This window comes from Undibacterium sp. Xuan67W (assembly GCF_049340165.1).
Lineage (GTDB): Bacteria > Pseudomonadota > Gammaproteobacteria > Burkholderiales > Burkholderiaceae_D > Undibacterium.
On record NZ_JBMPPN010000008.1, the window covers coordinates 18,977 to 32,694 of the forward strand.

At 47.5% G+C, this 13,718-nt stretch carries 11 protein-coding genes; 5 read left to right on the forward strand and 6 right to left on the reverse strand.

Annotation, left to right across the window (positions count from 1 at the left end; translation table 11 throughout):
• Nucleotides 1-4: 4 nt before the first annotated feature.
• Complete coding sequence (locus tag ACO0LE_RS09110; RefSeq protein WP_422960081.1) at nucleotides 5-676, forward strand: 4'-phosphopantetheinyl transferase family protein; 672 nt, start codon at nucleotides 5-7, stop codon at nucleotides 674-676.
• Between the two features lie 163 nt (nucleotides 677-839).
• Nucleotides 840-1,352 (forward strand): hypothetical protein, encoded by a 513-nt coding sequence (locus ACO0LE_RS09115; protein ID WP_422960082.1) that lies wholly within the window; start codon nucleotides 840-842, stop codon nucleotides 1,350-1,352.
• A gap of 85 nt (nucleotides 1,353-1,437) precedes the next feature.
• Here the strand turns inward: ACO0LE_RS09115 and ACO0LE_RS09120 are convergent, their stop codons facing one another.
• A complete protein-coding gene (locus ACO0LE_RS09120) occupies nucleotides 1,438-1,665 on the reverse strand; it encodes a hypothetical protein (RefSeq protein ID WP_422960083.1) in 228 nt (75 codons plus the stop codon).
• 260 nt (nucleotides 1,666-1,925) lie between these two features.
• Between ACO0LE_RS09120 and imuA the strand changes: the two genes are divergently transcribed.
• The 3 genes from imuA to ACO0LE_RS09135 are packed head-to-tail and all read left to right on the forward strand — an operon-like array spanning nucleotide 1,926 to nucleotide 7,353.
• Nucleotides 1,926-2,657 carry a translesion DNA synthesis-associated protein ImuA gene (imuA, locus tag ACO0LE_RS09125; protein WP_422960084.1) on the forward strand — a complete coding sequence of 244 codons (732 nt, stop codon included), beginning with the start codon at nucleotides 1,926-1,928 and terminating at the stop codon, nucleotides 2,655-2,657.
• Nucleotides 2,584-4,116, forward strand: a complete 1,533-nt coding sequence (locus tag ACO0LE_RS09130; RefSeq protein ID WP_422960085.1) for a Y-family DNA polymerase — start codon at nucleotides 2,584-2,586, stop codon at nucleotides 4,114-4,116. Before imuA ends, ACO0LE_RS09130 begins: the two co-directional genes overlap by 74 nt.
• Nucleotides 4,117-4,122: 6 nt before the next feature.
• Nucleotides 4,123-7,353, forward strand: a complete 3,231-nt coding sequence (locus tag ACO0LE_RS09135) for an error-prone DNA polymerase (RefSeq protein ID WP_422960086.1) — start codon at nucleotides 4,123-4,125, stop codon at nucleotides 7,351-7,353.
• A 112-nt stretch (nucleotides 7,354-7,465) separates the two neighbouring features.
• Here the strand turns inward: ACO0LE_RS09135 and ACO0LE_RS09140 are convergent, their stop codons facing one another.
• From ACO0LE_RS09140 to ACO0LE_RS09160, 5 genes are all read right to left on the reverse strand, one after another.
• Nucleotides 7,466-8,047 carry a hypothetical protein gene (locus ACO0LE_RS09140; protein WP_422960087.1) on the reverse strand — a complete coding sequence of 194 codons (582 nt, stop codon included), beginning with the start codon at nucleotides 8,045-8,047 and terminating at the stop codon, nucleotides 7,466-7,468.
• Between the two features lie 362 nt (nucleotides 8,048-8,409).
• Nucleotides 8,410-9,711: an AAA-associated domain-containing protein gene (locus ACO0LE_RS09145; RefSeq protein ID WP_422960088.1), complete on the reverse strand. Its 1,302-nt coding sequence runs from the start codon at nucleotides 9,709-9,711 to the stop codon at nucleotides 8,410-8,412.
• Nucleotides 9,712-9,775: 64 nt separating this feature from the next.
• Nucleotides 9,776-11,509 carry an ABC transporter permease gene (locus ACO0LE_RS09150; RefSeq protein ID WP_422960197.1) on the reverse strand — a complete coding sequence of 578 codons (1,734 nt, stop codon included), beginning with the start codon at nucleotides 11,507-11,509 and terminating at the stop codon, nucleotides 9,776-9,778.
• 650 nt (nucleotides 11,510-12,159) lie between these two features.
• Nucleotides 12,160-12,858, reverse strand: a complete 699-nt coding sequence (locus ACO0LE_RS09155; protein ID WP_422960089.1) for an ankyrin repeat domain-containing protein — start codon at nucleotides 12,856-12,858, stop codon at nucleotides 12,160-12,162.
• Nucleotides 12,859-12,875: 17 nt separating this feature from the next.
• Nucleotides 12,876-13,655 (reverse strand): TatD family hydrolase, encoded by a 780-nt coding sequence (locus tag ACO0LE_RS09160; protein WP_422960090.1) that lies wholly within the window; start codon nucleotides 13,653-13,655, stop codon nucleotides 12,876-12,878.
• Nucleotides 13,656-13,718 lie beyond the last annotated feature (63 nt).

The following is a 13,718-nucleotide window of genomic DNA, read 5'->3' on the forward strand; positions in this document are numbered from 1 at the left end:
AGTAATGCCTGCCTCATTACTTCCCACGTCAATACCGGCATCCGTGCCGGTATTTTATTTACCTGAGCACTTGGATGACGCAAGTTCCACATTGCGATTACACCGGTATGTCGTCATCGCTATATCTAATTACAGCACGCAAGATCGTACAAGAGCAAGGCAACAAATACGGTGTGCAATTATTACCTTGATTCAGCAATGCTATCAAATCGACATACGTGACATTGAGATTTCAGCATCATCCGGCAGAGCTCCCCGACTCTTTTTTTCAGATCATGAAGCTGCTTTATCGATCAGTCATGAAGCAGGATTATCATTAGCGGCAATTTGCCTGAACTCCAGCGTCGGTATCGACCTCCTCCACACCAAGAGTCTGGCAAAAGAGTCGTTTGAATGGCAAGATATTGCGCGTATTTATCTTGACCCCGATCGCCACAAGATGATACGCAGCTTGACGCCGGAACAGCAGCTACTGAGTTTTGCACAAGAATGGACTATGCTTGAAGCCCGCTATAAATGTGCTGGCAAGGCATTAAGCGAATGGTCTGAAACGGTTGCCGCTGGGAGGCATACTAAGTTACAAGCCATGCCTACGTACAAGCTTGATTTACCCGAAAATTATTGTGGCAGTATCACTTTTTCCGCACAGTCAAACGCATTTACAAATAAGGTTTAGGATAGAAGCGTTTATAAAAAATCTTCTAATTGAGAATTCCAACGTTAAGCCTTTGCCAGTCAAGATAAAGCGATGTACCGGCATTGCAAATACGTAGCAAGGCATCACAAAACCCCGATGCATCGGGCATGCGTTTGAATCTCAACAAAACCTAAAGCATGCCATGAAACCTTCACGCCTCCTTGCCAGTAGTCTCATCTCAATCGTTGCATTGAATTTGTCGTCCTGTGTCAGTTACGGCCTGAGCAGCGTAAAAGCTGGGCAAGCAGAACAAGAAGTTGCACTTGAACTAGGTAAGCCAACACATATTTATCAAGATGGCGACCAGCATCTATGGGAGTACATGCGTGGCAGAATGGCGCAGGCAACTCATATGGCGCGCTTCGATCATGATGGGCGGCTTATATCATATGAACAAGTATTGACTTTGCAAAAGTTTGCTGAAATCAAAGTAGGTTCCATGGATAAAAATGCGGTCATCAAGCTCATTGGCGCTCCCGGAGAAACAGCTTATTACCCACGTGTCGCACTTGAAGCCTGGTCTTACCCATACAAGGAAAGTGGCGTCTGGAATTCCTTGATGACCATCTACTTTGATCAATCAGGGATTGTCAAAAAATTAGAGAATGGGCCAGATCCATTATTTGACCCAAGCGAACGCAGACTTCGTTTTTGATAATCCAGAGATCTCAAAATACGACGAAATACCTGTAAACACTATTTATCTTATCCGGCATTTAGGAAGCTTAGAAACAACAGACTTACCATTTGGCCTTAGAAAAGATAATGAGCCATTTACGGAACAACAAAAGTTCCAGATGACCCGCCTCGATACCGGTAGAAAAATCCATCAAAGGATTGACACGGTAGTAGCGTCGGCGGAAATCACGACATACAAAAATCTCACGACTACCCAAGCGCATCAAAAATGAAGTTGGTGCGACTTGCAGGCTAAATTGTCCGTCAAATGAATTTTCAAGGTGTGCCATGTTGAATCATCTCCCAATCAGTAATGAAAAAATCCGATGAATAAGTTTGATCAATGCGTCTGCTCATCACTTATCTACTAAATAAATCTCTTAACTCTACTTAGCCAAACCAAACAAATGGATGCCACAGGACATACTTTATCACAAAATACTGTATATGCAATCAGTATTTAATTTATTTTTGTATTCCCCTAAGCTATTGAAAAATAAGCGATTTAAATATTATACTGTACACATATACAGTATTTATTTAAGCCCCTATGTTTACCTATTCTCCGGATCACATTCATCCTTCGTTATGGCGCGCCTCGCAATTAGCCAGTAACACGACGACCTGTATCAACAGCACTTTTCCGAATTTATCGAGAGAGTTACCTGGCGGTGGCTGGCCTCGCGGCTCATTAAACGAATTACTACTCAAGCAGTCTGGAAGTGCTGAATTGCGTCTTTTGCAGCCGGCTCTGGCCCAGCTTCTGAAATCAGATGAACGCACCATAGTACTGATACAACCGCCGCATCAGCCTCAACTACTAGCCTTACGTGCTTACGGAATTCCGCTTAAACAATGTCTTTGGATACGTTGTAAAAAGTCAGGAGATGCCTTATGGGCGGCAGAACAGGTCTTACGCAGCGGCAGTTGCGCAACGCTCTTAATGTGGCAAACACATATCCGCACTGAGGCTCTGAGACGATTACATCTGGCAGCACAAAGCGGAGATACCGTTTTTTTTATGATGCGTCCCAGCACCTGTGCAGAGATGCCCTCACCGGCACCTTTGCGCTTACATCTCACGCCGGTTATTGATGGCATACAGATTCAGTTCATTAAACGGCGCGGTGTCCAGCGAGAACAGCCTTTGTTATTGGCGCTACCGTCCTTGTTTTCACATTTACCTATTTCGCCGGTTGAGGCAATGAATGAAACCTCTGTGGATTGCACTACATCTGCCCTTGCTGCAACTCGAAGTATTTCGCCCGAACTGGCGCATTAATCCTGATGGGACTGAGGTTGTACTTGAGCAAAATCGGATCAGCTGCGCATCCTCCAGCGCGCTGGCAGGAGGCGCTCAGCACGCCATGAAAAAAGCAAGCGTACAAATGCTACTACCAGAGGTCATACTTTATACGCGTCAGCCAATTTTAGAACAACGGTGTCTGGAGCAAGTGGCGATGGCCTTACTGCAATACACGCCACAAGTTACTTATACGACGCATAACTGCCTGCTAATGGAGGTCGGAGCAAGTCTGCGATTGTTTGGTGGCATACGCCGCTTATGCCATTTGATACGGCACAGCATGCGCGTGATGGGCATCAGCATCTCTTTGAGTTGCGCCCCAACCGCAATGGGGGCATGGCTGCTGGCACGCAGTGAGATGATAGGCTCATTCCACTTACAAAAAACGCACAGGTTAAAACGTATTTTAAAACTAGAAAAACTTCGACAAAGACTAAATCAATTACCCGTCGCTCTACTCCCAGAAGCACAAGAACGACTGGAATGGCTGCGCGGTATCGCTTGCAATACGCTGGGAGCACTGCAAGCGCTGCCTCGAGCTGGACTCAAACGCCGCTGTGGCGTACAAATTCTTGACCTCATGGATCGAGCATATGGAAAACAGACCGAACTGTTTGAATGTATCAATGTCCCACCGCAATTCCAGAGTCGTACGGAATTACCAGGCAGAATTGAACACGCAGAAATGATTCTGGCGTTCATTCACAGTCTGCTCATGCAACTAATGGGCTGGTTGGCGGCTAAGCAACTCGCGGTATCACAAATTGATCTGTATCTCGAACATGAACGCGGTCGTCAGGCAATTGCACCGACGCATCTTAATATCAAGTTGGCAGAACCTGCCTGGCGTGAAGATCATCTGCTCAGATTGCTGAAAGAAAGGCTCGCAATAACCCAGCTTCACGCACCAGTAATTGCCGTCAAGCTTGCAGCAAGTCAGGTACAGATAAGACAGGTAATGAATGCCACCCTATTTCCAGAACCCAAAGCCTATGCAGAAGACCATCACCGACTTCTGGAGCTACTGATCGCGCGCCTAGGCGATGATCAGGTATTGCAAGCCTTACCACAAGAGGATCATCGACCAGAAGTCGCCAATACCTGGATCTCCGTCGTCCATGCACAAAAGAAAAACGCCACAAAGTTGCACTTACTATCGACAGAGACACCCAATCAGGCAGCGCGTCCAGTCTGGTTATTTGAGAAGGCACAACCCCTGGCGATCCGTCATCACCGACCGTATTACGATGCACCCTTAAAACTCTTATCTGGTGCCGAGCGCATAGAAGCCGGCTGGTGGAACGGGCAACTCGTGACCCGCGATTACTTTATTGCGGAAAATCCCAGTCATATACGTTACTGGATTTATAGAGAACGTCTGGGTGAGCAGGCAGAGGATGGCGCCAGCTGGTTTGTGCATGGCCTATTTGGATAAAACATCATGCAGATAACACCACCGATCAATCCGGTGCCAACCTATACGTTGCCAGAGTACGCCGAATTATTTTGCCAGTCCAATTTCAGCTTTTTACATGGAGCCTCGCACGCGGAAGAGTTGGCGCAACGGGCAGCGCAACTCGCTTATAAGGCTTTAGCGATTACGGACGAATGTTCGCTAGCGGGTGTCGTACGAGCCCATGTTGCTATTAAAAATACTGAGTTAAATCTGATTATCGGATCGTATTTTCGTCTCACTGATACGACTGAGCCTGATGGAGAAGATGTGGCGGATACGTATATTCCTGCGCCAGCACTGATCGCTCTTGCTCAAAACCGTGAAGGCTACGGCAATTTGTCCGAACTCATCACAATGGCACGAACCCGTATTACTAAAGGTAGCTACCTCATTACAAAGGAAGACTTTAGTCATCCGCCAGCAGAATACACCCACCTGCAAGGCTTGCCTGACTGCTTAATCTTGCTGGTTCCTGACTATCCGGCGAACCCAGACACGCTGGCAAAGCAAGTTGTTTGGATGAAAAAAACCTTTCCGCAACGCGTCTGGATCAGTCTCACTTTGTTATATCAGGCCATGGATGATGTACATCGCCATACCGTTACCTCGATTGCCCGTCAATACCAGTTACCGGTGGTTGCAACTGGCAATGTTTGTATGCATGTGCGGTCTCGCAAACCATTACAAGACGTATTGACAGCAATCAGACTCAGCCGTCCCGTTGCCGAATGCGGCTATGCACTTGCGCCGAATGCAGAACAGCATTTGCGGTCACGACTACGGCTAGCGAATATTTATCCGGCAACGGCATTGGCAGAGTCAGTCAAAATAGCCAACCTATGTCAGTTTTCTCTCACGGAATTGCGCTACGAATATCCAGATGAACTTATTCCAAAAGGCCATACACCAGCAACTTACCTCAAACAAGAAGTCGCACTCGGTGCCGCAAACCGCTTTCCTAACGGGATATCGGACAAAGTCGCAAAACGCATCGACTACGAATTACATCTGATTAATGACCTGGCTTATGAGCCGTACTTTCTGACAGTCTATGACATCGTCCGGTATGCTCGTTCAATCAATATTCTTTGCCAGGGGCGAGGCTCCGCAGCGAATTCTGTTGTCTGCTACTGCCTTGGCATTACCGAAGTTGACCCTGATAGCAGCACTATGTTGTTTGAACGCTTTTTATCCAAAGAACGTAACGAACCTCCCGATATTGATGTGGACTTTGAACATCAACGACGTGAAGAAGTGATCCAATACATCTATAACAAGTATGGCAGAGACCGCACTGCGATTGCGGCCGCAGTGCACACCATACGATCACGCGGCGCTTTACGTGAAGTAGGTAAAGCACTAGGCGTTGATCTAGAACTGGTAGATACGGTCGCCAAATCGCATCGCTGGTTTGATGGAAAGCAGGATTTATTACTGCGCTTTGCTGAAAACGGCTTAGATCCTGAAGGCCCGGTCGCACAGCAATGGGCAAGTCTGGCCAGTCAGTTGCGCGGCTTTCCACGTCACCTGTCCCAGCACACCGGCGGCTTTATCATCTCGCGTGACAAACTATCACGGCTGGTACCGATAGAGAATGCCTCGATGAAAGACCGCTCCGTCATTGAGTGGGATAAAGACGATCTGGAATCTCTCGGTCTGTTAAAAGTCGACGTATTGGCACTCGGCATGCTATCAGCGCTAAAGCGTGCCTTGGTATTGATGTCTACCCTGCCCGGTCGTCCCAGCCGTTTGCAAGATATCCCGCGTGAAGATCCAATCACTTACAACATGATTTGCAAGGCAGACACCGTCGGGGTATTTCAAATTGAGTCACGTGCACAAATGAGTATGTTGCCTCGTTTGCGGCCAAGAGTATTTTATGATCTCGTCGTCCAGGTTGCGATCGTCAGACCCGGGCCGATACAAGGCGGGATGGTGCATCCGTATTTACAACGCAGAAAAAACCGTGAAGCCGTCAGTTATCCAAAAGAAGAGCTCAGAGAAGCATTAGGCAGAACCTTAGGAATTCCGATTTTTCAGGAACAGGTCATGCAAATTGCCGTAATCGCGGCAGAGTTCACGCCCGGAGAAGCTGATGAGTTGAGGCGGGCTATGGCAGCCTGGAAACGTAAAGGTGGACTAGAACACTACCATGACCGCATCGTCAATACGATGATCAGGCGTGGTTATGAAGAGGCATTTGCTGAATCAATTTTTCAACAGATGCTGGGTTTTGGTGAATACGGCTTTCCTGAAAGTCATTCCAGCAGTTTTGCCTTGCTCGTTTATGCCAGCAGCTGGATCAAATGCCATGAGCCCGCCGTATTTTTATGCGCCTTGCTGAACTCTCAACCAATGGGATTCTATCCCCCATCTCAATTGATACAGGATGCGAAACGACATCAAGTCATAGTTCTGGCAGTTGACATCAACACCAGTGAATGGGACTCTACTTTAGAATTGAATACGCCCGGCACTCGTAGTATCAATCCGTATAACAACACAGAGCAACCAGCAGTCAGGCTGGGCCTCTCTCTGATATCCGGCATGTCAGCAGAGACAGCAACACGCATCACCCAAGCGCGCAGACAGCTTGCCTTCAGCGATGTCAACGACCTCGCACGCCGGGCGCAACTGAACCGGCAGGATCTACAGTTACTGGCTGCAAGCAATGCATTGGCCGCTATCTCAGGCCATCGACGACAAGCCTTATGGCAAGCAGCAGGCGCGGTACCAGATAAGGATTTGTTACGTGTCGTCAGTGTTGCCGAGCAGACGCCAACTCTGACCACCCCAACCGAAAGTCAGGAAATTGTCAGTGACTTCCGGGCAATGGGACTCAGCTTACAACGTCACCCACTTGCCCTGCTACGGCAACAACTGCTCGCCAAACGTTTCTTGCCAGCGGAGATGCTCAATACCTTTCAGCAAGGCCAGTTTGCACGAGGCTGCGGCATCGTCACGGTACGACAACGACCAGGTACCGCGAATGGCGTTTTGTTTATTACTATCGAAGACGAGACTGGACCAGTCAATGTGATTATCTGGCCAAGCCTAGTAGAAAAGCAGCGTCGTGAAGTACTCAATGCACTGCTACTAGGTGTCTACGGCATCTGGCAATGCGAAGGAGAAGTCCGTCATCTGGTCGCCAAACGTCTGGTCGATATGTCACATCTGCTGGGATCGCTACAAACGGGGAGTCGGGATTTTTGTTGAATTACTGTTGAACTACGTCAGATGTATGAGAGGCATACATCGATAATTTTTACGAAAAAATTACCTGCCCCCTGCTTGCTGTCTAAACAAACGCCAAGCAGGGAATAAAAAATCATTTCAGTTTAGTGATCACTTTAAATTGTCGATACTCACCAATTTTGGGATCGAAGATATCTTTATTCTCGTATTGCACTTCCACTGTCTTACCTACCAGGGTTTGATAAATTGTTGGCAAATCCATCGAGGTTTGCACTGGTCCTAGCCAATATAGTTTCGTTGTTTTACCTTCGCCATCTTTTAGGAAGAAAGCTGCGAAATTATCTTTTTCAATTTTGGTAATCGTACCGTTTAGCATATCGGAATCTGCTTGCTTGTCAGCATTCGCCATCGCCATCACAGTTTTAGGACATTGTGTTGCCATCCTCATGCCAACGATCGCGCCGATTTTTTCGCCGTTTTTATCGAGTTGATAAAAATCGAGATTGAATTCCTTCTTAAACTTGTCTTTATCGTCTTTCGAAAAAGCCTCCAACATGCAAAAGCCCATTTGCATTTTTAAGTTTCTCTTATCGGCATTACTTGGAATTTTGTCGATACATGCACAAGATTTATTGGTGACGACATCTAAGTAATCCTCGGCAAAACAGGTGCTTAAGCTAAATAGTAAAACGCAAAAGGAAAGAATTTTTTTCATAAAAATGAGAAGGTAAATGACACGATGGAGGATGATTTATGTGAGCAAAAATAAAGGTGATCGACATCAGAAATCAACCGATGACTACGGATGCGATGTAGCCTATTTTACAACAATTCGTTGTCAATCCTATATTTTTCGCATTGCAGCACATAGTCTAAAACAAGGCAAGATCACATATACTCCCCATATTCTAATAGAAAATAGCCTTATTACCGCAATATCTATATAGACAATGAAAATATACTAGAAGGGAGTATATTCACGCGTCGAATGAAGGTCTCATTATTACACCGTACTGCCAAAAGAAATTGAACACTCGACACCACATCAATTCAGAAGCTTACCAACCAAAAACCAGATTAGCCCTCTTCCGGCTCAGGCAAGGTCAATCGCCCCGTGTGGTAATCATACTCATAGACTTCACCATAACGTCCCCACTCAATCGCGATTTCAAGCACGCGCTTGGCTTCATCGGCTTTCAAGAATTCAGAAAGTAGTTCGAGGAAAGGTTCTTCCGGCAAACTTCCGTTCGTTTCCTGCTCCAGATTGCGGCGTATATGCGATGCCAGCGGTACATGTGTCAGCAACTGTTGACCAAACAACTCTTGCTTCTGCGCCTGATCGGCTTCTACATAGCGATGACCTAATGGCGTCAAACTGATATCGCCCTTCTCGATCACTGCCAGGCCTAATAAGCCCAGAGCTTCGTAGGTTGGGAACAGGTCTTCATCGGAAATTTCTGCTTCCTCTGATAACTGCGGCAAGTCGGCACGTCCGTTGAACGGTGCATCGGCAAGCAGATCAAGTACGCCTTCGATACGGCTGACATCGGTCTCTGGCAAACGGTACCCCAGATGTTTGGAAATCGGTACACCGGTAACTGTCTCTTGTGCATGGCGCATGGTCATCAGGCCGTACACTTCATCGATCAAGGCGCGGACTTCGACTGACTCGACATCGCGCGGACGAGGCAGATCAATCTTAACCTCACAGCGTATACTGCCAGGGTCGCTGGACAGAATAATGATGCGATCTGCCATCATCACAGCCTCTTCGATATTGTGCGATACGATCAAAATACCTTTGGTCGGAATACGACTTTCTTCCCACAACTCCAGCATATCGTTACGTAGAGTTTCGCCCGTCAGCACGTCAAGAGCGGAGAATGCCTCATCCATGAGCAAGATATCCGGATTGGTCACCAACGCGCGGGCAATGCCGACACGCTGCTTCATCCCGCCGGACAATTCGCGCGGTAAGGCGCCACCAAAACCAGCAAGGCCAATCAACTCCAGTACGGCATCGGCCCGCAATTCGCGCTCGTCAGACGGCACGCCCTGAGCTTCCAGGCCGAGCTCGACATTCTGCTGCACGGTCAGCCACGGAAATAAGGCAAACGACTGAAACACCATCGCGATACCGGCAACCGGGCCAAAAATCGGTTTATCACGATAATCCACCTTGCCATGATCGGCTGGAATCAAGCCTGCCATGATACGTAATAAGGTTGATTTTCCCGAGCCAGACTTACCCAGCAAGGCGACGATCTCGCCCTCTTTTAATTCAAAATCCACCTTATCCAGCACCAAGCGCGCGGTACCATCCGCAGCGCGAAACGATTTGGCAACATCCTTGAGGTCGATCAATAATTTTTGCGTCATTTTTTATTCTCCACATGCGGCCTGGCGCACCATCAGCAGTTGTGCCACGGCCTTTCATCCGCCGTTAGCGGCTACGGTCTTCGGCCAGCAAATATAATTTGCGCCAGAAAAAGCGATTTAATAACATCACGAAGATACACATCACGCCGATACCCAAGGCGATACGGTGAAAATCTCCCGCCTCCGTCATTTGCTTGATATAGCTACCCAGACCATCCGCGATCAGAGTCGTCTTACCCCAAGTCACATATTCCGCGACGATACTCGCATTCCAGGAGCCGCCGCTGGCAGTAATTGCGCCAGTGATATAACTAGGAAAAACCGCTGGCAAATACACGCGCTTCCATTTCAGCCAGCCTTTTAAACCCAGATTGTCCGCCGCCAGACGCAGCTCATTCGGAATGGTTGAGGCACCAGCAACCACATTAAACAAGATGTACCACTGCGTACCAAATACCATTAAAGGGCTGAGCCAGATATTCGGCGTCAAATCAAAACTGACCATCGCAAACACCACGATAGGAAACATCAGATTAACTGGAAAAGCCGCCAGAAACTGTGCTACTGCCTGCACCTTTTGCGAGTACTGCGGACGTAAACCTATCCAGACAGCAATCGGCACCCATACCAGCGAAGCGAGACCAATCAAGAGCATTACCCGGACCAGAGTAATCAGACCCAGACCAACAACGTGCAAGGCTTCTGACCAGCCAACATCACTATGGATAAAAATCAATAAGCGATACGCCGCCAGCAAGGACGCGAGTATCAGAAAGCCATCCCAGACTTTATTCCAATACGAAGGTATATTCCGCTCCTTCGCCTTGGAAGACGTGCCGTCGTACCGCACGCTAAACCAACCCAGCGCACGGCTTAGCAATTTCCACAAATTCGCTGACCATTCGCGAAACCAATAGCTATTGCGCATCCAGTCCAGCAGCCATGACTGTTGTGCGGTGTCGCCCTGGCTTTCCTCAAAGCGAAACTTGTCCGCCCACGCCAGCAGAGGACGGAAAAATAACTGGTCATATAGCAGAATCCCCGTCAGCATCGCGGCAATTGCCCACGCAATCGCCGTACCATTTTTCGCTTCAATCGCCACCGCAATATAGGAGCCGATGCCAGGCAATTTAATATCTTGACCGGCGACCGAAATGGCCTCTGCCGCGACCAGAAAAAACCAGCCTCCCGACATCGACATCATCATATTCCAAAGCAAACCTGGCATCGCAAACGGCAACTCTAGGCGCCAGAAGCGCTGCCAGCCAGACAGCCTGAAAATCCTTGCGGCTTCATTCAATTCCGATGGCACATTGCGGATTGATTGATACAGGCTGAAGGCCATATTCCAGGCTTGCGAAGTAAAGATCGCAAAAATCGCAGCACACTCTACTCCAAGCAAATCACCGGAGAATAAGGCAATAAAAGGAGCAATCGCAATCGCTTGAAAACCAAGAATCGGGACCGATTGCAAGATGTCCAGTAATGGGATCATGAATTTTTCAGCGGCGGCATATTTCACTGCTATCGCAGCGAATACCAGACTGAACAAAAGCGAAAAAGCCAGCGCAGTGAACATGCGCAGAATGGTACGCAGCAGGTAATAAGGCAGATAACTGGGGTCCAGCGAAACCTGTAGCACTTCACCGACAACGAAGGGGCGACTCATTTGCATTGCTGCAAAGCCAAAGGCCATCAACAGTGCCAGCACCAGCGGCAATAAAGCCCAGTCCCAGCGATTTGGCCCTTTGCCCTGAGCCAGAGATGGCCGTTTTTGAGGATTAAACAATTCGAACAAACTACCTCCCAGACCGATCAGCATCGATCATCAAGAACAAACGCGCATCATCTAATCAACTAGCCTCAAGCAAATGGCATAAGAAGCAAGTAAATCAAATGTCATTCTACTGAACTAAGCTTTAATTCAGACTGAGCTAAAGCTGATGTAAAACGCTGATAACCGTTAGTAACTAAGAGCGCTGTCCATGTTGAACAACACAAGATAGCTGCCTGCAGATCTGGTTTTACGTAGTCCTTTGAACTACATACAGAATTGACATTTCAGCGTGATGACACGCAACAATTTGGGGATAAGTAGAGAAGAGATTAGTCTGAATTCACAACAATATTAAAGCTGAATTCGAAACTATTGACATCACTACTTGCCATGCATTTGGCAAAGTAGCGACAGGAGTTCTGCAGTTACAGTGCCAAGGTGTGGTCGATATAAGATCGACTACTATAACTATCCACAGATAAAACTCCATAACGACGAAGCGCGAACTTTACCATAGCGACGATGCGATTGGCAACCTCGTTTTTGTTCAGATTGCAGGTGGTTGACGCAGGGTCGTGGCTGGCTGTAATGAATAGCAAAATGGCCCGGTAATAACTCATGAAATAAATCATGGGTGCGTCGTGAGATTGAAAAATGACTGACCTGAAAAATTATTTTTTCATAGCAGACGTCAATAAGTCTGCGATTTCTTTTTGCTCAAACTCAATCGCGAAATTCAGTGCTGTCATTCCCAATTGATTTTTAAGATTCGCATCGGCACCTTCATCCAGCAAAAATTTTACTGCATCCAATTTGCCTGAACGCACAGACATCATCAACGGCGTCGTGCCATTGGGCGACGCCGCATCGATATAAGCCGATTGCTCGAGCAAGATAGCGATGATCTCTACATTGCCTTTAGCGGAAGCGTAATGCAAAGCAGTCCAGCCTGGCTGGTTAATTTGCGCCTCGGCATCAATGAGCTGTTTGACGGCCAGCGCATTCTCTTCAAAGCTGGCAAGCATGATTGCGGTATCGCCATTATTGGCTCTGGCATCGAGCTTAATCTCGGACTGCTTTAGCAGCGTTTCAAATACCTTTTGAGAATGCTCGCGCAATGCCAGCATTAGGATGGTCTCACCACGAGTTGCTTCGACTGAATTCGGATCAATGCCTTTAGTCAGCAATGAATTAACAACATCGATGTCATCAAATTTTACTGCAACGATCAAATCATCATAGGCATCAGCATAAGCAGGCGATATGAAGCTACATCCTGCGGCAATCGCTAATGAAGCGGTCAATTTAAAGACCGGTGTCTTATATAAGTGATGAGAAAGATAATGCAAAAACGGTTTGAATAAGTCCATAGATAGCTTAATCAATATCAATGGGACAGATTGAACAATGTGAAAAAATTGGCCGAGGTCACTTCCTGTACCTGCTTAAGCGGAATACCTTTTAAATCTGCCAAAAACTCTCCTACATGACGGACAAAGCCGGGTTCATTCATTTTACCGCGATGTGGTGCCGGTGCGAGGTAAGGAGAATCCGTTTCGATCATGATACGTTCCAGAGGCAAGGCGCGTGCGACTGCCTGCAGATCCTTGGCACTCTTAAATGTCAAAATCCCAGAGAAGGAAATATAAAACCCCATGGCAATCGCTGCCTCAGCCACCTCAAGTGATTCAGTGAAGCAGTGCATGACGCCAGCAACGCCCCCCTGATCCGTGCCAGCGCCCTCTTCCTGCATAATCCTTATCGTGTCTTCGGAAGCTGCTCTGGTGTGGATAATCAAGGGTTTGCGACTAAGTCTGGACGCGCGAATATGCTGCCTGAAGCGCTCACGCTGCCACTCAAGATCACCTTTAAGCCGGAAGTAATCAAGTCCGGTTTCACCAATAGCAATAATTTTAGGATGCTGAGACAAGGCAAGTAATTGCTCTGCGCTTGGGTCTTCCGTATCTTCATAATCAGGATGCACGCCAACTGACGCATATATGTGCGGATAGGCTTCAGCCAGAGCCAACACCTGCGGGAAATCCGGCAAATCGACGGAAACACATAAGGCATGCGTGACACCGTTCTCGACCATCTTCGCCAAGATCTCAGGCATCCGCTCAGCGAGTTCGGGGAAATTGATGTGACAATGAGAATCGATGTACATAAGGGAGCAAAGGGTGAGATTGAATTGGATTGAATTGGACTAATTGGACTAATTGGAATTACT

Bases quoted from the DNA above. Each gene is read 5' to 3' on its own strand.
- ACO0LE_RS09110 (WP_422960081.1), top strand. From the start codon at position 5: ATGCCTGCCTCATTACTTCCCACGTCAATACCGGCATCCGTGCCGGTA.
- ACO0LE_RS09115 (WP_422960082.1), top strand. From the start codon at position 840: ATGAAACCTTCACGCCTCCTTGCCAGTAGTCTCATCTCAATCGTTGCA.
- ACO0LE_RS09120 (WP_422960083.1), bottom strand. From the start codon at position 1,665: ATGGCACACCTTGAAAATTCATTTGACGGACAATTTAGCCTGCAAGTC.
- imuA (WP_422960084.1), top strand. From the start codon at position 1,926: ATGTTTACCTATTCTCCGGATCACATTCATCCTTCGTTATGGCGCGCC.
- ACO0LE_RS09130 (WP_422960085.1), top strand. From the start codon at position 2,584: ATGAAACCTCTGTGGATTGCACTACATCTGCCCTTGCTGCAACTCGAA.
- ACO0LE_RS09135 (WP_422960086.1), top strand. From the start codon at position 4,123: ATGCAGATAACACCACCGATCAATCCGGTGCCAACCTATACGTTGCCA.
- ACO0LE_RS09140 (WP_422960087.1), bottom strand. From the start codon at position 8,047: ATGAAAAAAATTCTTTCCTTTTGCGTTTTACTATTTAGCTTAAGCACC.
- ACO0LE_RS09145 (WP_422960088.1), bottom strand. From the start codon at position 9,711: ATGACGCAAAAATTATTGATCGACCTCAAGGATGTTGCCAAATCGTTT.
- ACO0LE_RS09155 (WP_422960089.1), bottom strand. From the start codon at position 12,858: ATGGACTTATTCAAACCGTTTTTGCATTATCTTTCTCATCACTTATAT.
- ACO0LE_RS09160 (WP_422960090.1), bottom strand. From the start codon at position 13,655: ATGTACATCGATTCTCATTGTCACATCAATTTCCCCGAACTCGCTGAG.